Raw genomic sequence first — 21,411 nt, forward strand, 5'->3', positions numbered from 1 at the left:
AAGGGAAAATTGAGAATCGGAGCACAGATATGACAACATTAAAGTTTGATGCGACTCCAACGCCAAGTGAAGGCATTACTTTAGAGGGCATCTCTGAAGACAAGATGAAAGAAGCATGGCGGGATTATGAAGCAAAACCAGAGTACAAACAATTCAATAAACATGACCTGATCGAATCGATGCAACCGGCTGAAGCAGACCAGCCTGCAGAATAAACAGATTCTTTCATTGAACTCAATAAAAAGCACTCCATCAGGAGTGCTTTTTATTGGATACTCTATCATTGAATATTATTTCAATAATGGCGGTACCGCTTCATAATTAATTTCTACACGGCGGTTTTCTTTCCAGGCATTTTCGTCATGACCCGGATTGATTGGCATTTCTTTACCATAGCTCACAGCTTCTAATTGAGCAGCATTCACGCCGGTAGTGACCAAAAAGCTTTCTACGGCTTTGGCACGACGCTCACCCAGCGCCATGTTGTATTCACGAGTACCACGTTCATCGGTATGACCGGTAAGTGCGACACGTGAATTGGCATTGGCCATCAGGAACTGCGCATGGGCTTGTAGCGTACGCAGATCTTCATTGCTGAGTTCAGTGCTGTCATAGTCAAAATGCACCACACGTTTTGCCAGGAAGGCTTTATTTTCTGCAGTAACACCTTTTGCAGAAGCACCTGCCATATTCTGTGCGTTTAGTGCAGCATCTTCACTCAAACCTTGGGTATTTACTGTGGTTGAACCAGTGGTATCTAAACCACCCGTTTGAACTTCAGCGGCAGGTTTACGGCTTGCACAACCGGTCATAACAACTGCTGCTGCTAAAAGTGGCAAGGCAAATAATTTTACTTTGTTCATCTTCATCTCCATGAAGTTTGATTATGGGGTAAACAGTTTATAGCTATACAAAAATGTTATTTTGGTGCCCAAGCCGGTTCACGAACTTCACCTGTTTCACTTGGCAAGTTCATGCGGAAGCGGCCATCCAGCGACATGATCGACAGGAGTCCGCGTGCGCCCTCACGTGTGGCATAGACCACCATCTGGCCATTTGGCGAGAAGCTTGGTGATTCATCCAGGGTCGTTGGCGTCAGAATGTTGTTCACTCCAGAAGCCATATCCTGAACGGCAACGCGATAATTACTGCCGCTTGGACGATGCACCAGGGCCAGTTTTTTACCATCGGCACTGAGTGTACCACGCGCATTAAAGGCACCGCGGAAAGTCAGACGTTTATTGCTGCTCGATGCAAAATCATAGCGATAAATCTGCGGAGAACCACCACGGTCCGAAGTGAAAATAAAAGATTTTCCATCTGGTGCATAACGTGCTTCAGTGTCAATTGCACTGTCATTGGTCATGCGTTGTAGCTGCCGCGTTTCCAGATTCATCTGGTAGATTTCCGGATTGCCGTGCATGGATGCAGTAAATAGCATGCTCTTGCCATCTGGAGAGAAACTTGGTGCGCCATTTAAACCACGGAAGCTGGCCAATTTTTCACGTTGTCCTGTAGCCAGATCCTGGACATAAATCGCTGGACGTTTGGTTTCAAATGACACATAAGCAATTTTTTTGGCATCCGGTGTCCAGGCCGGAGAAAGGATCGGATCGCGCGAGGTCAGAATGGTCTTTGGCTGTTCGCCATCGGTATCGGCAATCTGTAAGGTATAACGCTGATCAGGGGTTGCCGGATTACGCAGCACATAGGCAATACGACCGCTAAAATCACCCGGAATTCCGGTCAATGCCTGATAGATGGCATCACTGATCATATGCGCTGCCTGACGGGTACGCGAGGCTGGAACAGTTAGCAATTCATTTAAGAGATATTGTTTTTTTTCGATATCGTAGAGCTGGTACTGGATTTGGAATGAACCATCTGCGGTGGTTTTTGATGAGCCGGTCACGACATAGGGAACGCCAGCAGCTGCCCAGGCTTCTGCATTCGGATTATTCAGTGTTGCCGTGGCAGGCAGGTTTTTTGAAGCACTGGTAAATCTGCCTGAACGATTCAGGTCATTTTCAACAATCGGATAAATGCTCTGATCCTGACTGAAAGGCACAATGGCAATTTTAGGAGCTGCCTCGGGTGCCTTGGTAATTTCAAGATGCAGCTGAGCATAGGACTGAGTTGCCAAGACAGGACTTAAAGCGCCAATGATTGCGAGGCAGAGTAGGTGTTTGCGAGTCTTTTCCATCATTCGTTATTTACTCAGATCAACGGATTTATTGTATAGGTGCTTGGGCTACATCATCGCATGGATTTAATAGAATAAAACCATGAATTTATGACCAAACTGTTATGACACTGTGAAAAGTGAATATTATTCAATCAATTTAAAGTGAAGTTTAGCTTAAAAAATCAAAGCCATCACCACATTATTTGGGTGATGGCTCCAGTTTTATTGCGCGGTAAAAGTTGAAGTAAAACTTCGTGCTTCTCGGCGTGCATCTGGATCGGAAGGCATCGGATAAGGTGCAGCAGCCCGCACCGCAGCTTCGACACTGGCTTTCATATCTGCATCGCTTGAATTGACGATAACAGAAACGACACCGCCATTATCATTCAAGGTCACACGAGCAGTGGCGCGCTGGCCTGATGACCCTACGGGTGTATCCCAGGCACGTTTAATTTTATTTTCAAAGTCACGTTTTGCTGTGGATGCAATCCGTTTTGATTCCGCTTTTTTCTGTGCAGCTTCTTCAGCGGCCTGTTTGGCTGCTGAAGCTTTGGCGTCTGCCTCTGCTTTTGCTTTGGCATCTGCGTCCGCCTTAGCCTTAGCATCTGCCTCGGCCTTCCGTTTAGCGTCAGTCTCTGCTTTGGCTTTTGCATCGGCATCCGCTTTACGTTTTGCATCTGCGTCGGCTTTTGCTTTGGCTGCTGCATCAGCTTTGGCTTTTGCATCGGCATCTGCTTTACGTTTTGCATCCGCGTCAGCTTTTGCTTTGGCTTTTGCATCGGCATCCGCTTTACGTTTTGCCTCTGCGTCGGCTTTTGCTTTCGTTGCTGCATCAGCTTTGGCCTTTGCATCGGCATCTGCTTTACGTTTTGCCTCTGCGTCAGCTTTTGCTTTCGTTGCTGCATCAGCTTTCGCCTTTGCATTGGCATCCGCTTTACGTTTTGCATCCGCGTCAGCTTTTGCTGCCACATCTGCTTTTTGTTTAGCAGCCAAATCTGCTTTTTTCTGTGCGTCTAATTTGGCTTTTTGTGCAGCATCGGCTTTGCGCTGTGCATCGAGTTCTGCCTGACGTGCAGCTTCGGCTTCAGCCTTGGATTTTTGCGCTGACTCAGCTTTGGCTTTAGCGGCTGCCTGTTTGGCCTGTTCGGCAGCTTCAGCACGTTTTGCTGCTTCGGCCGCCTGTTGTGCAGCTTTGGCTTGCGCTGCTTCCGCGGCTTTTAATTCCTGTTGAGCTTTTTGGGTATCTACTTTGGGTACAGCTGGAGCAGCCGGTGTTGCTGGGGCAGCTGTCGGAATCACGGGAGCTGGCTCTACACTAGGTTCTGCCGTTTGTGTAATTTCTTCTGCAACAGTCTCATGTGCAGTTTCCTCAAACAGGGTTTCTTCACGGGTAACTGGTTTAAGGTCTTCCGGCTTGATCAGCACAGTTTTAATCTGTTTGGGCGGCTCAGGTGGTTTACTCATGCCAAGATAAAGTAAGCCCACCAAAGCCACGGCATGGATGCCCAAAGTGAATCCAATCGCGATGGCTTTTTTCTGGAATGGCGGCTTTTTATAATCTTTCATACATTATTCTAATGGCTTGGTCAGTAAACCGACTTGGGATAAACCGGCATCCTGCAGGCTGGACATTAAGGCCATCACATCACCATAAGGGCGGGTATTGTGACCATTGATCACGACATTCATCACCTTGTTGTCATTCTGTGCCTGTGTTTGTGCGGCAACGAGGGCACGCGTCAATTCTTCCAGTGTAATCGGGCCAGTCTCCTGATTGCGATGTTCCAGATAATAGGAACCATCTTCTTTCAGGGTGACAATGGTCGGCGCATCTTTAGATTCAATCGGTAAGCCATTGGCCTGAGGAAGATCAACCTTGATTCCGCTGGTGATCATCGGGGCAGTGACCATAAAAATCACCAGCAGCACCAGCATGACATCAATATAAGGCACGACATTCATGTCACTTTTCAGTGGTTTTTTTATACGCTGAAAGCGTCCTGAACCTTGAATCGCCATTAGCCTTTGTCCTGAGTTACGCCCACAGACTGACGTTGCAACAATGCCACCATTTCTTCTGCAAACAGGGCACGGTCAGAATAAACCGTTTCGCCTTTAGCAGTGAAATGGTTGAATGCCAGTACGGCTGGGATTGCTGCAAACAGACCGATTGCTGTTGCAATCAGGGCTTCTGCAATACCGGGTGCCACTGTTGCCAAAGTCACCTGATCGACATCTGCCAGACCAATAAAGGCATTCATGATGCCCCAGACCGTACCAAACAGACCTACATAGGGTGCAACCGAACCAATACTGGCCAATGCGCCCAGACCTTGTTCCAGATGGCCTTGATCACGGCTCAAACCGACACGTAAGATACGCTCGGTACCTTCAATGGATTGGGCAGTCGGCGCATGACGTTTTTTCAGCTTCAGGAATTCGCCCAGACCCTGATAGAAAATATCTTCAAGGCCGGTACGTTTAGAATTGAGCTGGGCATTGTTATACAGGGTGTTCAGCTCGGCGCCAGACCAGAAAATTTTCTGGAAATGTTCATCATCGGCCTGGGCTTTTTTATAACTCATATATAACCTGGCAATCAGATACCAGCTATATATAGAGGCTAACAGCAGAGAAAGCATCACCAGTTGTACGACAGGGCTTGCTTGTAAAATAAGATCTGAAACTTGAAGAGATGATTCTAACTGAGTCGCCATAGTTGTTACGTGTGCCAATAAATTTTTTTAGTCTTGTCCCAATTCTTTTTGAATTAGTTCGCGGATTTCATCCGGAAGTCGACGTGGTCGCATCTCTGCACTGATACATGCCAACTCAACTTCACCTGATGCAAGCATGATTTCACCACGATAAATATTTTGTTGCAATACAAATGATGAAGCTTTACATGAAATGACACGTGCAGTTACAGTAATTAAATCATCCATCAGGATCGGACGCATATATTTGACATTAATTTTGTGTACTACAAAATTGTATTCTGCCTGTTGCCAGTAATGACTGACTCCGGCAGCACGTAACCATTCGGTACGGGTACGTTCCATATAGCGAATGTGGTTAGCATGGTAAACAATACCACCTAGATCCGTATCTTCAATATATACGCGGATATTGAATTCAAAATGATTCGCCATAGTTTTGTTCCATGCAGATGTTCGAAAATTTTGCTGATTATATTGGAGATAGGAAAATCAGAGGATTCACCGGATTTCTGTCCAAAGTCAAGCAATTTAGCGGGACAAAGTTTAGCATTTTGAGTTTTGAGACCAATGGCACAAGGTGTCAAATCTGGACAGAAGTGGTATCGAGGAAGTATAGAACAGCTAACAGCTCATTTATAAAACAGCAGCAGATACTAAAATGCGCGAGTCCATGGAGCCGCGCATTTTTTGTAGCAGAGGATTAGCCTTTATTTTTCTGTTTCCAGTTGGCCTGAACCTGCTCAGCCACTTTTGGATAGTCCAGAATAAAGCGGACATGGCTTTCAACACCGGTTTTCAGGGTCGCATCATCAACAATGAAATTCGGGTTATGGTTCGGTGCGGCTTTTGCAGGATCCTGATTTGCCGGTGTAGCGCCGACAAACACGAAGAGCGATGGCATGAGCTGGCCATAGTAAGCAAAGTCTTCGCTGGCGCTGGCATTGTTGTCTAAAACATGCAATTTATCTTCACCATGTACGTTCGCCAAGGTTGGACGCATCAATTCAGTCAAGGTTTTATCATTGGTGGTTACCGGGGCATAAGGTGCAATTTCGACTTTCACCTTGACGTCATTGGCTACGGCATTATGTTCCAGCATTTTTGGCAAGTCTTTTAAAATGCCCTGACGTACATCTTCACTATTGGAACGGATGGTGCCGACCATATTGACCTGATCTGGAATGACGTTACCTGTGGTACCGCCCTGAATGCTGCCGATACTCACCACCCCCATCCCTTTGGTCAGGTCAGCTTTACGGCTGATCAGGCTTTGTAAATTGGTCACCATCTGGGCAGAAGCATAAATCGGGTCTTTACCTGCCCAAGGCATGGAGCCATGCACCTGACTGCCATTGACCTGAATACGTAAATGATCGGCACTGTTTAAAATTGCACCATCTTTGTAGAAGATATTGCCGCTTGGCATTCCTGCCATTACATGCATCCCGAAAATGACTTCAGGTTTTGGATTTTTTAAGGCACCGTCGGCAATCATTTTACGTGAGCCAATCTGATCGCCATGAGTGAAGTTATCGATATCTGCACCACCTTCTTCAGCCGGCTGGAATACAAACACCACTGTCCCCACAATTTTATCTTTATTGGCTGCCAGCACTTTGGCTGCACCCAATAACATGGCGGTATGCGCGTCATGGCCACAGGCATGCATCACATAAGATTCTTTGCCTTGATAAATGGCTTTTTGTTTACTGGCGAAAGGCACAGGCGCTGTTTCTTTAATTGGCAAGGCATCCATATCTGCACGTAAGGCCATCACAGGGCCAGGTTTGCCACCTTTTAATACACCGATTACACCAGTTTTAGCATAGCCTTTACGTACTTCAATGCCATAAGATTTTAATTCTTTTTGTACCAGTTCCGAGGTTTTAAATTCCATATTGCCCAGTTCTGGATGCTGGTGGATATGTTGGCGTAATTTGATAGTGTGTGCTTCAGCAGCATGTACAGAGTCATCAATCCAGTCGGCCAGGCTGAACTGGGTACAGAAAAGAAGAGGTAAACACAAGGAGATCTGCTTATACATGTTCATACTTCGGGAGAACCTTAAGAATTTGAAATGGTTAAAGTGATTCTTTAGGATGGCATGCTGATCTAAATTTAACCAAAACCCTCTGAGTATTTTTTGATACTTTAAAGGTATTTTGGATGTTAATGGCTGTTCTAAAAGAGCTTTATTTCCTCATTTACATTGTAAAAATATGTATCTATATTAATTTTTTTATATTTATAAGGTATGAGGCTTATAAAATAACCAGATGAAAAATGATTATGAAAAAGAAAAAATACTTCCATATATATCTATAGCCTCGATGAAGTGAAGATTTTTTAAACATTTTAAAATAATTTTGGCACTTAGATTGCATGCACTGTTTCATAATATTTTTTATGACGGAAATTGAACACATGTTAAAACCTTTGGCTTTATCTCTGGCAGTGGCTTCAAGCTTAAGTTTTATTTCGACAAGCCTATGGGCTGAAGACTTTAAAATACTGAAACAGCTAGAAAATAAACCGACATTACTCAAAAGTGGTGAATATAAAGGTCATTATTATGTGCCGAGTACTTTAAATACCATTAGCTGGGGTTATCTGCCAAATAAAGATGCAAAACCTATTCTGACTGTTGCATCGGGTAGCACAGTAACCTTCGATACAGTCTCGCATGAAGGACTGCTCGAAGATCAGGGGCGCAATGCCGAAAAATATTTTGTCTCGAAAGGTGTAAAGCCGGAGCAGGTTTTAGATGAAGCCAAACTGATTACAGGCTCCAAGCTGAAACATGATTTTCATAAAGATGGGCCACATATCATTACCGGACCGGTGGCTATACAAGGTGCAATGCCCGGCGATATTTTGAAAGTAGAGATTTTGAAGGTAGAACCACGTGTGCCTTATGGCGTGATTTCAAACCGTCATGGGAAAGGAACGTTGCCGGAATTTCCGAAACGTCAGAAACATGATCATGCCTCTGCTGCAAACCCTGAAGCTTATGGAAATGTTTCTGTGTTTACCCCGATTGAAAAAAATGCAGCTGGTGTCTGGGAAGGGGTACTCAAAACTGAATCGGGTAAATCCATTCGTTTCCCACTCAATCCGTTCATGGGCACCATGGGCGTGGCAGCCAATACCAGTGAACCTGTACATTCTGTGCCACCATCTTTTTATGGCGGCAATATTGATATTAATGATTTAAGCGCAGGAGCAACCGCATACTATCCTGTGCAAGTGCCGGGTGCGTTGTTCTATACAGGAGATAGTCATTTTGTTCAGGGGGATGGTGAAGTTGCTTTGACTGCACTGGAAGGTTCGGCACGTGCAACCTTTAAAATTTCAGTGTTAAAAGCAGGAAGTGACAAGATTCCGGGTAAATCCTTGGCACAGCCTTTGGGTGAAAATGATGAATTCTGGATTACGCCGGGCTTAGATGAAGACCTTGATGAAGCGATGCGTAAGTCTACCCGTGAAGCGATCCGTTTCTTGGTTAATGAATACGGAATTTCAGAAGAAATTGCTTATGCCTACTTAAGTGCTGCAACTGATTTTGAAGTATCGCAAGTAGTGGATAAAACCAAAGGCATTCACGCCATGATTCGTAAAGCAGATTTTAAGGAGTTTAAAAACGAGAAGTAATACCCTTAAATATAATTTCAATATTTAAAAATTTATTTTTGCCAACTGATTTAGGCATGGTCAGTTGGCTTTTTCTTTTGTAATGATTTGAAAATGTTTAGAATGCGAGAGATAAATAGTCGATTTAAAACAAGAAGGGTAGATTGTGGCAGTAGAAGAAAAACAAGCGGTCGTTATAGAACAGTCTAAAGATCAGAAAGTATATTTAGATCTGCAGCATTCGACGGATACCACAGCCATTAGCTCATTTGCTTTATCTGTTGTTATTGCTTTAATTTTAGGTTTGTTAGCAACTTGGCTAGCATATTGGTATGGTCGTAAAAGTTTTAAGTTAACGGGGATGTCTTTTAAAACAGTAGTTGAAGAAATAAGAACTTCTCAAAAGTCGGCAATAGATTTGAATACGAGATTATTTGAACAGCAGAAGAGCTTACTTTATATTCAGGCAGAAGAAAATAGATATCAAATAAGACTCTCTAATGTTAAGAATTCGGGAGGGAGATTTATTGCTTCTGTTAATAAATTTATACTCTATGCTGAAAATTTTGAGAAAAACTATTTTGATTTAACATCAAAGATTAAATTGGATGTCCATTGTGAAGCTGGTCAATTATTTTTAAATCTTAGAAAATTAAGTGATCAAATTCTATTAGATATTGTTGGTCTAGAATTGGATTCAGATAATTCTAAGGATTTTGAAAAAATTATTCATTTAGGAAATTTTATATGTGTTGTCATTGAAGATCTTTTAAATGATTATATAGATGATAATTTAATTTATTTAAAGAAATTTGAAATTTCTGAATTTACGCCAAAGGAACTAATGCAAGGTTATGCTTTAGAAGATCTTGAGCAGGATTATAAGTTAAAGGTTATTGGGTTACTTATAAGAAATTTTATTATTAATCTAATTAAAATTTTAAATAAAAAAGCAGCCTAAGCTGCTTTTAATCATTTATCCTTTGGTTCAGGCGGTGTCAACCCAAACTGTAAATACGCCATATTAGTGGCAATACGACCACGCGCAGTCCGCATCACATAACCTTGCTGAATCAGATAAGGCTCAATCACATCTTCCAAAGTACCTGAGTCTTCTGCCATAGCAGCAGCCAAGGCTTCTACACCGGCAGGGCCACCATCAAAACGTTCAAGTAACATTGATAGATAACGGCGGTCGAGTGTGTCTAAACCATCTTTGTCGACTTTAAGCATGTCCAAAGCACGTTGCGCCATATCCTGATTGATTTCACCGGTGCCTTTGACCTGGGCATAGTCACGGACACGACGCAATAAACGGTTGGCAATACGTGGTGTTCCCCGCGAGCGACGGGCAATTTCTTTTGCACCATCTCCAGTCATGGGTACATCCATCAGATTGGCTGAACGTTTGACGATATGAGTTAAATCTTCAACCGAATAGAACTCTAAACGCTGTACGATGCCGAAACGGTCACGCAAAGGAGAGGTAAGCAGGCCTGCACGTGTGGTTGCTGCAACCAGAGTAAATGGAGGTAAATCCAGTTTAATCGAACGGGCTGCCGGACCTTCACCAATCATGATATCGAGCTGATAGTCTTCCATCGCTGGATAGAGAATTTCTTCAATGACCGGTGACAGACGATGGATCTCATCAATAAATAAAACGTCACCCTCTTCAAGGTTGGTCAGCATTGCTGCCAAATCACCGGCGCGTTCCAGTACCGGACCTGAGGTCGACTTCAGGTTGCCACCCATTTCGCGGGCAATAATATTCGCCAGCGTCGTTTTACCTAAGCCGGGCGGGCCGAAAATCAATGTATGATCTAGTGCTTCTTCACGGCCACGCGCTGCGCCAATAAAGATTTCCATCTGTTCACGGACTACTGGCTGACCGATATAGTCGTCGAGTGAGGTTGGGCGGATGGCACGATCAAAATGATCTTCTGGTTTTTCAGAACCACTGATAAGACGGTCTTGCATATCGATTTAATTCATCTCTTTATTGAAGCTGTTTTGATGCTGATGGAACAGCCTCAAATAATGATTTGTGTTTCACTGCCATTGTGTTGGCGGTATTTTACTTTTGACGGGACAAAATGAGGAATTTAAAATACATTTTAAATTCCGCAAGGAAACCCTTTTGTCAGATTGAGGATATGTCCCTATATCCCAATCTGACGGACGACATCCATCTCGTCCAACGTGTAGCAAAACTAAGTGCTTAACATATGTGGTTGACGTTAATCATTAGCGATTCATCGACTTCAATGCAGCACGGATGATGTCGCTGGCTTCAGTATAATCTGCTTTTACCGCATTAATCAGTTTCTGTGCTTCAGCAGGTTTATAGCCCAAAGACTGTAATGCAGCTTCGGCTTCTGCCACTGCAGAGTTACCCATAAACTGAATTTGTGGCGCGGTAGAATTGGTCGGTGCCGTACCCGAAGCCATGGCTTTGAAACGGTCACGCAATTCAATCATCAACCGTTCTGCGGTTTTTTTACCGACACCAGGGACTTTGACCAAGGTATTCACATCTTCATTTTCAACGGTATGAATCAGCATTTCCACACTTAAGGTCGAAAGAATACCCAGCGCCATTTTTGGACCAACGCCGTTGACTTTCAGCAGGGTACGGAAAATAGTTTTTTCCTGAGCATTGATAAAGCCATACAGCAATTGCGCATCTTCACGAACGGCTAAATGCGTCCATAGAGTGACTTTCTGACCTTTTTGCAACTGGCAGAAAGTTGTCAGCGGCGTATCAATTTCATAACCCACACCATTTACATTTAACAGTACGGTCGGTGCTTCCAGAGCCAGTACTTCACCAATCAGACATCCAATCATTTTAAATTATTACTCTGTTTTTCATGTGTGACATAGTAGTGAGGCTGAATTGAAAAGGCAAAAAAATCAAAATCTATTTTGGCCTTACTTTTGCATTTCATATAAATATTGATTAGATCGATGGAAATTAAATTGCCAAAGATTCTGAGTCGGTTTTAACTGAGCACGTGCATAGCCATATGTTGGGTGATAAAGCCGAGTATCATTTGGCTCATTGCCATGTATGGTCCAGCCACGGTCTAAAAAACGAGGAACGATCTCTGTATTCCATCGATCAGTTGTTAACTGTGCAACTTGTATCTCAAATTGAAGTTCTGTGCCAAAACGCGGGGTATAACGCATGGCATCAGCAGACAAGTGTGGTAGATCATCAGCAAAAATCTGTACAACTTCATGATGTAAATGACTCATTTGTTTTGGTGTACGTTCAAGTTTCTCTGAAAGTGACTCGGAAATTTGAGGCGTATGACTGATTTGGCTCAAACCATACAAGCCTAGAATCACCAATGCACAAAAACTGCCAATGCCTAAAGCGAAGTTACGTTGTTGACGTGAATCTTGTTCAGCTGGTGTCATGACAAGAGTCCGGCTTTGTTGCCTTGTAATTCCTGCGACAGGTTATAAGCCTGATGGTCAGAAAATTTCGAAACAATATCGAGCACCTGCATGATATTGTCATAATGGCTCGTGCTAAAATCCGCGCCTGAACGTTGCAAGATCGACATCAAGCGCTGTTCTTTAAAACTCAGGTTTTTATGCGGCGTGGTCAAGGGAATAAAGGCATCCAGAATATTTTGCAAACTCTGATGCGCAATAATTTCCAGGCCGGCTTTTTGAGGATGTTCAAAAATTTTGTCACGTGCCAGTTCTTTGGCGCGATTAATCCCGATTTCAATGTCCGCAGTACAGTATTGCAATAAGCCACCTTGTAACTGACCCGATAAAATCTGGTCATGATGGCGGGCAAAGGCTGTCGTGACTTCATCGACCAGACGCTTCATGACCCGGCCACGCAAAGCAGCAATTTTCTGCTGCCAGGTGGTATTGCTCATGGCGATTTCGGAAGGAACGCCATACTCACCGAGCAGGTTCAGAAAGACTGGTTCAACTTCATCATAGCTCAGCATATTCAGACTGATGCCATCTTCAAGGTCAATCAGGGCATAACAGATATCATCCGCCGCTTCGAGCAGATAAGTCAGTGGATGACGGCAATAATGATATTCAGCCAACTGAATCAGGCCAAGCTCTTCGGCGATCTGCTTTAAAATCTCTTTTTCAGCTTGGTAGCAGCCAAATTTGGCCCGATTGCTGGCCGGTAAGTCGACTTGAGAGGCCATGGTTTTTGACAGCCACGGATATTTTAAATAAGCCCCCAATGTGGCATAAGTCAGACGCATACCGCCATCATTGGGATGATAATCGATTTTGGTTAACAGGCGCAGGCCTTGGGCATTGCCTTCAAACTGACGTATATCGGCTTCCTGTTCCGGGCTTAAGTCTTTTAAGAAATCGGTATGCGATACATCATCAAACCATTCCCGAATTGCATATTCACCGGCATGACCAAAAGGCGGATTGCCAATGTCATGAGCAAGGCAAGCAGCCTGAATAATCGCACCCACATCGGCCGGAGAAATCCAGGGTGGGAGCTGATCCTTGATTTTTTCTGCGGCCAGCATGCCGAGTGAACGTCCAATACAGGAGACTTCGAGTGAGTGGGTAAGTCGCGTATGAATGCCATCATGCTGGGTTAAGGGATGCACCTGAGTTTTGCGGTTCAGCTGACGGAAACTTTGCGAAAAAATAATACGGTCATAATCTTTGTGGAACGGGCTACGTGCCAGCTCAGTACTTTGCTTTTTACGACCAATCCGAACTGTCGAAAGCAGCTCTAACCAACGCATTTGAGTCATTTATCATTATTCAATTCTTTACTAAGTGCATCATGCCAAAAAAGTGGCGACAGCACTAGGGCGCTGCGACATGAATTGTCATTTGAAGTGAGCTTGGCTGAAATCTGGTGAAGAATCGTTAAATGGTCTATAGGCTTGTCTCAATAATTTCAGGTAAATAAGAAGCGGAATAAAATCATTTTACAGGTTGAATAGAACTCACAACCAAATCGTTTACTCAGTGTCGTGCAAGAGGGCTTGTCTGACTGAAGTGCTTGATATGAGGGGAAATCAAAGCTTAGGTTGGCATACGATTGCGCTTGATGGATTCAACCTGACTATTTTCCGGTATATGACTACTTTAAACAGCCTTTCTGATTGTCAGGTGCGACCAGACATTCTACCTTTGAAGCAGATCGTCCAGACAATCAAATTCCCGGTTGATTGAAAATCACGAGATGTATGTAGAAGATAAGGACGTGATTAGTATCCCCCCCTGAGGAGCTTTTATAGTTCAGGCTAGCTTATGGGGAGCTTGCTGGCTTATCTGCAATAGCATCACAACCCTAATCGTCTGAACTTTTTATATTAAGCCGGCTATCAGACTTTCGGCTCTGTTCCTTCACTAGCACACGAGCAATAAAAAAACAGGTCAAAAGACCTGTTTTTTGCTGCAATAGTCGCTGTGTACTAAAGCAGATCGTCACCAGTGACTTTGGCTTCTTGGACATCTTTATAGACACCCATACAAATGACGAACAAAATCAGGCTCGCCACCAATGGCCAAAAAAGTACATATAGGGTCATAAATTGACTACTCATCTGAAATCTCCTTATTTACTTTTCTCAGATGCTTGGTGAAATTCAATCACCATTTTATTGATTTGTTTAAAATCAAATCGTTCTTTGCTATTCATTAAGGTCAGTACGGTACAGACAATGGCGCTGCTACCATAAGCGGTCAGAGAGCTTAATAAGGTGCCATAATCACGCAGGAATCCGATGGTCCACGGCAAGAAGCCAATACTGGCTACAATACCTACCACCAGACCAACTTTTTTGCCAAAAAAGCCAAAGCTCATCAGGCCAAGCACCACACCCAGACCGATCGTCGCCATAAATTCAAAGCCATAGGCGGTCAAGCCCTGAATCGGTAGCCATTCAAATCGAACCACCAGGAAGCTGAAAAATGCAATGCCGACAGACCAGTTAAAGGCACGCGCATTGACCTTGTCCCAGTACAGGCTGACAATCACGGGGAATACGATGGCACCCCAAAGTGCTCCCACGAAAATCAGCATCGCCAGAATATCGAATTTAAGCGTGGCAATTAAAATGCCGAGCATGGTGGCGACAATCATGGTCATCCGGCCAATAAACAGCATTTTTTTCGGATCAGGGCGATTTTTGGCAATCTGCTTGCCATAAATATCGGTCATTACAATCGCAGACAGAGCAGATAAATCTGAATCCGCTGTCGAAGAAAGTGCGCCAATGACCATGACAAAGAGCAAGGCCACCATAAATGGAGACAGATAGGTTGCTGCCATTTGTGGAATCAGGTTGTTCAGGTTGCCATCAATCGGCTGAATCCCGGCAAATAGCGCCAATAATCCGAGCATTCCTAAACCGACAACAATTGCGGCATAACCGATAGTTGCAGTGATGAAGCTGGGTTTGATCAGGTCTTTACGGACTGCAAACAGGCGTTGCGCGATGGTCTGGTTACCAATGGCATAGGCCAGTACTGCTACAAAAAACGGCGCACCCTGTTCTAAAAATGCAGTTTTCGAGAAGAAATCCAGTTGTTCTGGTTGCAGATTATGCATGCCGCTCTGAAACAGTGAAGGGCCGCCCAGGGTAAAAAATAGGGTCGGAATAATGATCACGGCCGCGACAATCATGGCCACCAGCTGACCAAAATCGGTAAACACCGAAGAACGGAAACCTGACCATAAGGTATAGGACAGGACGCCAAGCCCGGTGATCAAGACCCCATGGATAAAGCTCAGTGGTGACAGAATCTCGACCAGTGCCCCGGCTGCGGTAAAGTTCACCATCAGGCTGATCACGCTCCCGACAATGTTGGAGCCTGCCAGAATCATCTGGCTCTGGTTGCCATGCCGTGCATGCATGATTTCTGCCAGCGTATGGGCATTTGGTGCCAGTTCGCGGAAGCGTTTGCCGAAGGGATAGATAAATAAAATCATCAATGCCCCCCACAAACCATAGTGTAAGGCACCGGAAACACCGTATTTGTATCCAGACGAAGCTGCTGCATAAAACGAGGCAGCCCAGATCCAGGTGGCGGTCATACTGGCCGCAGACATTCCAAATCCGATAGAGCCATTTGAAACCATGTATCCATCGACATTTTCATTTTTTTGCTTAATGCGTAACGACAATAGAAAGGTGATGCCGTAGAAAAGCACCATCAATAGTACAGTTGCTGTACTAGTGAATTGAAACATACATACTCCTTAAGCGGGTCACCTTTTGTTTTTAAAAAATTAACTCATTGGCAACAGATTAAGGCTCTAGATTAGACAGAGCAGTGAAGCTACAGAAAATAAAAAAATCAGCGTTTGAATATAAATTTTATATTCATGTCTGCAGCAGAAAGAGGGTATTTATAGGTCCTGAATTTGGACACTTCCTCAGCAATTGGCAGAGAGATTAACATAAAATCATCAAATTTACTGATGAAGTGCTGAGGTATGGAGATTTTTTGCTGATATAGGGCGGGTTTGAATTTTGTACACTTGTTGAATGTCGATCCAAAATTTTTATATTTTTATAGGAATTACAGTGGTTTATTTAATAGTATTGAAATTGAATAAAAGTAGGTATGAGCTAGAAAATAAAAAAGTAACAAAATTTTAATTTTAATTGTTTCTTCATTATTTCCAATAAATTTCCTCATAATCACGCAGGTTTTTTTGATTAATGTATGCCCGGTTTTTCTGATATATTCTGGCATTTGGAATAAGAGCAGAAGCTAAGAATGGGCTGAATTTTAAGCTTTGAACTTTCAATTGATTAGCAGGAAATCGGGATTTTTCAGAGCAAGATATTCACTGAAATTTGCATAAATTTTATTAATCATGCTCTGAATAAAAACAGGCTTAATATCCTGGTCAGATATTTAATTAATTTGGCTGGTTGATTTTAACTTTAACCTTGATTAGAAACGCTGTGCAGGTCTTATATGGCAGGATTCAAGCATCTTTAAATCTAGCTGAGATATTAATGTGTATGACCAGAATAATCATGCGTCCTGAATATCGTAAAAGGCGACTTGAAGCTGGCAATATGGTTTGCTCATACAGACAGGCTCGAAAAGGGAGAGCAGTGAGATGGAGTCCTGTTCTGGAGCTAAGGCATGGCATAAATGGATATAAAATTATTTCACTATTACAGGCAGTTTTCACAGCAATCCACTGAACAATAAAAAAAGGCTATCGCAGTTTATTGTGGGAGAATTCATCCGGTTTCCCATCAGGCTTTTAAAAGATATTTAAGATAAATTCTGGACTTATTTTAAGGCGTATTGCTGTTGAAAAATAATACAATTTTCTTCAGTGAAATTATTCTTGGGCGGTTTTGATTTTTAGTTAAAAAAGTGTGTTAATCTACGCGACTACATTCAATTTTCCTGTCTGAAAATAAACACAATATTTTAAAAATACAGAATATTTCAGGCATAGTTTTCGTATTTGCCATCTAGCCGATTTCCTTATTTCACAGTAGAATATGCGCTCTCTCAAGTCACATTGTGGCATGGTCGTTCAGACCATCCCGTGGAGCCAAAATCAGCATGTTTATCGTTGCCGGTGCACCCGCACATTCTTCTTTTAAGAAAACTCAACTATTATCGCGTTTGACGTCAATTAGTTCTGTTCAATCAATTGAAAGTCAATGGGTCTACCTCTTTGACCAAGCGCTCAACGAGCAACAACAGCAATCAGCTTTACAGCTTCTCAACGATGGGCAATCTTTTGAATTGCACCAGGCTGCAAGTGATGAAATCCAAATTTTAGTGACCCCGCGTGTCGGCACCATTTCACCTTGGTCGTCTAAAGCTACGGACATCTTTAAAAACTGTAATACACCGGTGCATCGTCTTGAGCGCGGCGTTTTATTTACTTTAAAGGGTCTAAACGACGTATCAAATGAAGTCAAACAGGTTTTGCATGACCGTATGACTGAAAGCGTCTTCAATGCGATTGAAGAAGCTGCGGTGCTGTTTGTTGAAACGGCGCCAAAACCACTGAACTCAATTGATATTCTGGGTGAAGGTAAAGACGCACTGGTTAAAGCCAACAATGAGTTTGGTTTTGCATTGTCGATGGAAGAAATTGATTACCTGACTGACGCATTTATCAAGCTGGGTCGTAATCCGAATGACATCGAACTGATGATGTTTGCGCAGGCGAACTCTGAGCATTGCCGTCATAAAATCTTCGGTTCTGAATGGACAGTTGATGGTGAAGTTCAACCATTGTCATTGTTCCAGATGATCAAGAACACGTATAAAGAATCACCTACAGATGTATTGTCGGCTTATAAAGACAACGCTTCGGTGATTGTTGGTTCGGATACCCAGCGTTTTTATCCAACCAAAGAAGACAATGGCCAGCAGGTTTATAAATACAAGAACCAAGCTGCGCATATCCTGATGAAAGTGGAAACCCACAACCATCCTACAGCAATTGCGCCATTTGCCGGCGCTGCCACGGGTTCTGGCGGTGAAATCCGTGATGAAGGTGCGACCGGTCGTGGCGGTAAACCTAAAGCAGGTTTAACTGGCTTCACTGTCTCTAACCTGAACATTCCGGGTTTTGAACAGCCTTGGGAAGAAAATTACGGCAAGCCATCACGTATGGCATCGCCGCTACAAATCATGATCGAAGGCCCGCTTGGTGGTGCTGCGTTTAACAACGAGTTTGGTCGTCCAGCCTTAAATGGTTACTTCCGTACTTTCGAACAAAACATCAATGGCGATGTTAAAGGTTTCCACAAGCCAATCATGATCGCTGGTGGTTACGGGAATATCCGTCCAGATCACGTTGAAAAAGATCCGATTTTGCCGGGCGATTTATTGATCGTGCTTGGTGGCCCTGCAATGCTGATCGGTCTTGGCGGTGGTGCAGCTTCTTCTGTAGACAGCGGTAAACTCGGTGAAAACCTGGATTTCGCTTCAGTACAACGTGAGAATCCGGAAATGGAACGCCGTTGTCAGGAAGTGATTGATACTTGCTGGCGTATGGAAGACCAGAACCCGATCGTGTCTGTACATGATGTCGGTGCAGGTGGTGTATCAAATGCGATGCCTGAACTGGTGAATGACCATGAACTTGGTGCGGTGCTGGATCTGCGTAAGATTCCATCGCTTGAGCCAGGCATGTCGCCAATGGAAATCTGGTCAAACGAAGCGCAAGAGCGTTATGTACTGGCGATTCGTCCATCTTCTTTAGAATTGTTTGAATCAATCTGTGCACGTGAACGTTGTCCGTTTGCGGTACTGGGTGAAGCGACTGAAGCACGTCACTTAACGGTTGAAGATCCATTGTTTGGCAACAAGCCAGTGGATATGCCAATGCAGGTCATGCTTGGCGGTACACCGCGTATGAGCCGTTCATATGAAACCATTGAACGTAAAGGCGATGATTTTGATGCATCGAAAGTGACTGATTTAAAAGATGCGATTTATCGCGTTCTGAAAAATCCAACGGTTGCTTCTAAATCGTTCCTGATCAGTATTGGTGACCGTTCGATTACCGGTATGGTGGCACGTGACCAGTTTGTAGGTCGTTGGCAGGTTCCTGTGGCAGATGCTGCAGTTACCACAACCAGCCTGGTCGGTTACACCGGTGAAGCGATGGCAATGGGTGAACGTCCACCTGTAGCATTGCTGAATCCTGCTGCATCGGCACGTTTATCGGTGGCTGAATCAATCTCGAACATCATGTCTGCGAAGATTGAAAAAATCAGCAATATTAAATTGTCTGCAAACTGGATGGCCGCTGCCGGTCAACCGGGCGAAGATCAAGCGCTATTCGAAGGTGTAAAAGCCATCGGTATGGAAATGTGTCCAGCACTGGGTATTGCAATTCCAGTCGGTAAAGACTCGCTTTCAATGCGTACGACCTGGAATGACGAGGGCGAAGACAAATCAGTGACCTCTCCAATGTCAGGCGTAATCACTGCATTTGCACCAGTGACCGATGTTCGTAAAACCTTGACACCTGAATTGAAAGATCTTGAATCTGTACTGGTACGTATTGACTTGTCTAAAGGTCAGTTCCGTCTTGGCGGTTCGATCCTGGCACAGGTGTACAAAGCCATTGGTTCAGTCACTCCGGATGTAGATAGCTTCGATGACTTCAAAGCATTCTTTGCTTTAGTTCAAGACTGGAACAATCGCGGTCTGATCAAGGCATATCATGACATCGGCGATGGTGGCTTATTGGCAACTGTTGCAGAAATGATGTTTGCATCACGTCTGGGTGTGGCTTTAGAAGATCAGTCTACTGCAAGCCTGTTTGCAGAAGAAATCGGTGCAGTTCTGCAAATCGCGAAAGCAGATTGGGCAGCATTAGAAGCTGAAGTTGCAGCATCTACCCTGAAAGATGCCATTCAGGTTGTAGGTACAGTCAACAATACGGATCAGTTATCTGTAAATGGTTTAGTACTTGAACGTGCTGATCTGCAAGTGGCTTGGACGGAAGTGTCGCATCAAATCCAGCGTCTGCGTGACAACGTAGAAACTGCGGATCAGGAATTTGCGCTTATCACTGACAAATCTCATGCAGGAATCATTGCGAAACCGACATTTGACCTGAATGAAGCGATTGAAGCACCTTATATCAACTCGCGTCGTCCAAACATGGCGATTCTGCGTGAGCAAGGTGTCAATGGTCATATTGAGATGGCAGCAGCATTTGATAAAGTAGGCTTCAATACTGTTGACGTACATATGAGCGACTTGCTGGCAGGTCGTATCAGCCTGGATGACTTTGAAGGTCTGGTGACGTGTGGTGGCTTCTCGTACGGTGACGTAATGGGCGCTGGTGGCGGCTGGGCGAAATCAGTATTGTTCAATACGAAACTGCGTGATCAGTTTGAAAAATTCTTTAACCGTCAAGAAACCTTCTCACTAGGTATCTGTAATGGCTGTCAAATGTTGTCTCAATTGGCTCCACTGATTCCGGGTGCGGAGGCTTGGCCACGTTTCCACCGCAATACTTCTGAAGTGTTTGAAGCACGTAGCGTGAATGTTCGTGTAGAACAATCAAACTCTGTATTGCTTCAGGGCATGGAAGGTTCAATTCTACCGATCGCTGTAGCACATGGCGAAGGTCGTGCAGTTGCAACTGCGGAAAACTTTGCTGCGCTAAACGCATCAAATCAGGTGGTTCTGCGTTATGTAGATAGCCATGGTAATGCAACACAGCACTATCCATTGAACCCGAACGGTTCGCCAGAAGGGATTACCGGTGTAACGTCGCAAGACGGTCGTGCAACGATTATGATGCCGCACCCTGAGCGTAACTTCCGTGCAATTCAGCACTCTTGGAAACCAGAAGATTGGGATCAAGATGGTGCCTGGTTACGTATGTTCCGTAATGCACGTAAGTTTATTGGTTAATCGGTTATAGATTCAAAAAAGGGTTGCGTCAGCAGCCCTTTTTTAATGCTGTCATTATAGTAATAATTACAAGACTGGAAAATTTTTCAGCTTTTGTTTAGACTAGCTTCATCAATTGCCACCTTTAGGTGGCTTTTTGTTTTTAAGTATTTTGATTTTTTAATTTAACTTCTCCTGCTGAGTTGGTTTAGATTTTGCTTTCATATTGTATATAAAGTGCTATGGTATGTTTTATGCACAACTTTATTGCACTATAAAAGAAAGATGGAATAGATCAGTTCAGTATCAATTCTCAAGTATGAGGTGATGACATGGCTAAAACACTTAGAATAATGGATAAGGCGGCAATGCGTCAGAAAGGCTGGATGTTGTTTGGTATTGTCGTAGGACTACAAGTATTGTTTGTTGCGGGCAGTTACTTGTTGCAGGGTTCTTGATCATCAGCTTTAATAAAGCCACCATTAAGGTGGCTTTTATAAT

Annotated in this window: 18 protein-coding genes; 5 read left to right on the forward strand and 13 right to left on the reverse strand. The window is 43.8% G+C overall.

Translation table 11 applies throughout. From position 1 onward, the window contains the following. Positions 1 to 29: 29 nt before the first annotated feature. Positions 30 to 215 (forward strand): NF038105 family protein, encoded by a 186-nt coding sequence (locus tag AC3IT7_RS04315; RefSeq protein WP_475653796.1) that lies wholly within the window; start codon positions 30 to 32, stop codon positions 213 to 215. A 75-nt stretch (positions 216 to 290) separates the two neighbouring features. Here AC3IT7_RS04315 and pal read toward each other — a convergent pair whose 3' ends face one another. The 7 genes from pal to AC3IT7_RS04350 all read right to left on the reverse strand — a co-directional run bounded on the left by pal (position 291) and on the right by AC3IT7_RS04350 (position 6,949). Then, on the reverse strand, positions 291 to 863 hold the full coding sequence (gene pal / locus AC3IT7_RS04320; RefSeq protein WP_180191091.1) for a peptidoglycan-associated lipoprotein Pal: 573 nt from the start codon (positions 861 to 863) through the stop codon (positions 291 to 293). Between the two features lie 56 nt (positions 864 to 919). Beyond that, positions 920 to 2,203 carry a Tol-Pal system beta propeller repeat protein TolB gene (gene tolB, locus AC3IT7_RS04325; protein WP_489249974.1) on the reverse strand — a complete coding sequence of 428 codons (1,284 nt, stop codon included), beginning with the start codon at positions 2,201 to 2,203 and terminating at the stop codon, positions 920 to 922. Positions 2,204 to 2,407: 204 nt separating this feature from the next. Next, positions 2,408 to 3,751, reverse strand: coding sequence for a cell envelope integrity protein TolA (gene tolA / locus AC3IT7_RS04330; RefSeq protein WP_489249516.1), 1,344 nt, complete (start codon positions 3,749 to 3,751; stop codon positions 2,408 to 2,410). Between the two features lie 3 nt (positions 3,752 to 3,754). Beyond that, positions 3,755 to 4,204, reverse strand: a complete 450-nt coding sequence (tolR, locus tag AC3IT7_RS04335) for a protein TolR (RefSeq protein WP_489249517.1) — start codon at positions 4,202 to 4,204, stop codon at positions 3,755 to 3,757. Next, entirely contained in the window at positions 4,204 to 4,902 is a 699-nt protein-coding gene (gene tolQ, locus AC3IT7_RS04340; protein WP_100357458.1) for a protein TolQ, read from the reverse strand. Before tolQ ends, tolR begins: the two co-directional genes overlap by 1 nt. A gap of 27 nt (positions 4,903 to 4,929) precedes the next feature. Continuing rightward, the gene (gene ybgC / locus AC3IT7_RS04345; RefSeq protein ID WP_100357457.1) at positions 4,930 to 5,337 is read right to left on the reverse strand and encodes a tol-pal system-associated acyl-CoA thioesterase; all 408 of its coding nucleotides are present in this window, start codon (positions 5,335 to 5,337) and stop codon (positions 4,930 to 4,932) included. A 268-nt stretch (positions 5,338 to 5,605) separates the two neighbouring features. Further along, entirely contained in the window at positions 5,606 to 6,949 is a 1,344-nt protein-coding gene (locus tag AC3IT7_RS04350; protein ID WP_489249518.1) for an amidohydrolase, read from the reverse strand. 380 nt (positions 6,950 to 7,329) lie between these two features. Here AC3IT7_RS04350 and AC3IT7_RS04355 point away from each other — a divergent pair, with 380 nt between their 5' ends. Together AC3IT7_RS04355 and AC3IT7_RS04360 are read left to right on the forward strand one after the other, a co-directional pair. Then, positions 7,330 to 8,556 (forward strand): acetamidase/formamidase family protein, encoded by a 1,227-nt coding sequence (locus AC3IT7_RS04355; RefSeq protein WP_489249519.1) that lies wholly within the window; start codon positions 7,330 to 7,332, stop codon positions 8,554 to 8,556. 145 nt (positions 8,557 to 8,701) lie between these two features. Then, positions 8,702 to 9,496 (forward strand): hypothetical protein, encoded by a 795-nt coding sequence (locus AC3IT7_RS04360; RefSeq protein ID WP_489249520.1) that lies wholly within the window; start codon positions 8,702 to 8,704, stop codon positions 9,494 to 9,496. A gap of 11 nt (positions 9,497 to 9,507) precedes the next feature. On the opposite strand, the gene ruvB is transcribed toward AC3IT7_RS04360, so the two are convergent. The 6 genes from ruvB to AC3IT7_RS04390 all read right to left on the reverse strand — a co-directional run bounded on the left by ruvB (position 9,508) and on the right by AC3IT7_RS04390 (position 15,751). Beyond that, complete coding sequence (ruvB, locus tag AC3IT7_RS04365; RefSeq protein WP_278357088.1) at positions 9,508 to 10,515, reverse strand: Holliday junction branch migration DNA helicase RuvB; 1,008 nt, start codon at positions 10,513 to 10,515, stop codon at positions 9,508 to 9,510. 267 nt (positions 10,516 to 10,782) lie between these two features. After that, complete coding sequence (ruvA, locus tag AC3IT7_RS04370; RefSeq protein WP_489249521.1) at positions 10,783 to 11,385, reverse strand: Holliday junction branch migration protein RuvA; 603 nt, start codon at positions 11,383 to 11,385, stop codon at positions 10,783 to 10,785. Positions 11,386 to 11,469: 84 nt separating this feature from the next. Beyond that, positions 11,470 to 11,961, reverse strand: a complete 492-nt coding sequence (locus AC3IT7_RS04375; RefSeq protein ID WP_489249522.1) for a hypothetical protein — start codon at positions 11,959 to 11,961, stop codon at positions 11,470 to 11,472. Then, positions 11,958 to 13,301 (reverse strand): deoxyguanosinetriphosphate triphosphohydrolase, encoded by a 1,344-nt coding sequence (locus AC3IT7_RS04380; RefSeq protein ID WP_489249523.1) that lies wholly within the window; start codon positions 13,299 to 13,301, stop codon positions 11,958 to 11,960. Before AC3IT7_RS04380 ends, AC3IT7_RS04375 begins: the two co-directional genes overlap by 4 nt. Before the next feature lie 669 nt (positions 13,302 to 13,970). After that, positions 13,971 to 14,102: a putative transporter small subunit gene (locus tag AC3IT7_RS04385; protein WP_475653853.1), complete on the reverse strand. Its 132-nt coding sequence runs from the start codon at positions 14,100 to 14,102 to the stop codon at positions 13,971 to 13,973. Positions 14,103 to 14,113: 11 nt separating this feature from the next. Then, positions 14,114 to 15,751, reverse strand: coding sequence for a sodium:solute symporter family transporter (locus AC3IT7_RS04390; RefSeq protein ID WP_489249524.1), 1,638 nt, complete (start codon positions 15,749 to 15,751; stop codon positions 14,114 to 14,116). A gap of 1,346 nt (positions 15,752 to 17,097) precedes the next feature. Between AC3IT7_RS04390 and purL the strand changes: the two genes are divergently transcribed. Further along, on the forward strand, positions 17,098 to 20,931 hold the full coding sequence (purL, locus tag AC3IT7_RS04395; RefSeq protein WP_489249525.1) for a phosphoribosylformylglycinamidine synthase: 3,834 nt from the start codon (positions 17,098 to 17,100) through the stop codon (positions 20,929 to 20,931). Positions 20,932 to 21,242: 311 nt separating this feature from the next. Beyond that, positions 21,243 to 21,368 (forward strand): KGW motif small protein, encoded by a 126-nt coding sequence (locus tag AC3IT7_RS04400; protein WP_489249526.1) that lies wholly within the window; start codon positions 21,243 to 21,245, stop codon positions 21,366 to 21,368. Positions 21,369 to 21,411 lie beyond the last annotated feature (43 nt).

Source organism: Acinetobacter sp. KH_038, assembly GCF_057839405.1.

Coding starts and splice junctions, on each gene's coding strand:
- AC3IT7_RS04315 (WP_475653796.1), top strand. CDS start 30: ATGACAACATTAAAGTTTGATGCGACTCCAACGCCAAGTGAAGGCATT.
- AC3IT7_RS04400 (WP_489249526.1), top strand. CDS start 21,243: ATGGCTAAAACACTTAGAATAATGGATAAGGCGGCAATGCGTCAGAAA.
- tolB (WP_489249974.1), bottom strand. CDS start 2,203: ATGGAAAAGACTCGCAAACACCTACTCTGCCTCGCAATCATTGGCGCT.
- ruvA (WP_489249521.1), bottom strand. CDS start 11,385: ATGATTGGATGTCTGATTGGTGAAGTACTGGCTCTGGAAGCACCGACC.
- tolA (WP_489249516.1), bottom strand. CDS start 3,751: ATGAAAGATTATAAAAAGCCGCCATTCCAGAAAAAAGCCATCGCGATT.
- AC3IT7_RS04375 (WP_489249522.1), bottom strand. CDS start 11,961: ATGACACCAGCTGAACAAGATTCACGTCAACAACGTAACTTCGCTTTA.
- ruvB (WP_278357088.1), bottom strand. CDS start 10,515: ATGCAAGACCGTCTTATCAGTGGTTCTGAAAAACCAGAAGATCATTTT.
- AC3IT7_RS04350 (WP_489249518.1), bottom strand. CDS start 6,949: ATGTATAAGCAGATCTCCTTGTGTTTACCTCTTCTTTTCTGTACCCAG.
- pal (WP_180191091.1), bottom strand. CDS start 863: ATGAACAAAGTAAAATTATTTGCCTTGCCACTTTTAGCAGCAGCAGTT.
- tolQ (WP_100357458.1), bottom strand. CDS start 4,902: ATGGCGACTCAGTTAGAATCATCTCTTCAAGTTTCAGATCTTATTTTA.
- AC3IT7_RS04380 (WP_489249523.1), bottom strand. CDS start 13,301: ATGACTCAAATGCGTTGGTTAGAGCTGCTTTCGACAGTTCGGATTGGT.
- AC3IT7_RS04385 (WP_475653853.1), bottom strand. CDS start 14,102: ATGAGTAGTCAATTTATGACCCTATATGTACTTTTTTGGCCATTGGTG.
- AC3IT7_RS04390 (WP_489249524.1), bottom strand. CDS start 15,751: ATGTTTCAATTCACTAGTACAGCAACTGTACTATTGATGGTGCTTTTC.
- AC3IT7_RS04355 (WP_489249519.1), top strand. CDS start 7,330: ATGTTAAAACCTTTGGCTTTATCTCTGGCAGTGGCTTCAAGCTTAAGT.
- tolR (WP_489249517.1), bottom strand. CDS start 4,204: ATGGCGATTCAAGGTTCAGGACGCTTTCAGCGTATAAAAAAACCACTG.
- ybgC (WP_100357457.1), bottom strand. CDS start 5,337: ATGGCGAATCATTTTGAATTCAATATCCGCGTATATATTGAAGATACG.
- purL (WP_489249525.1), top strand. CDS start 17,098: ATGTTTATCGTTGCCGGTGCACCCGCACATTCTTCTTTTAAGAAAACT.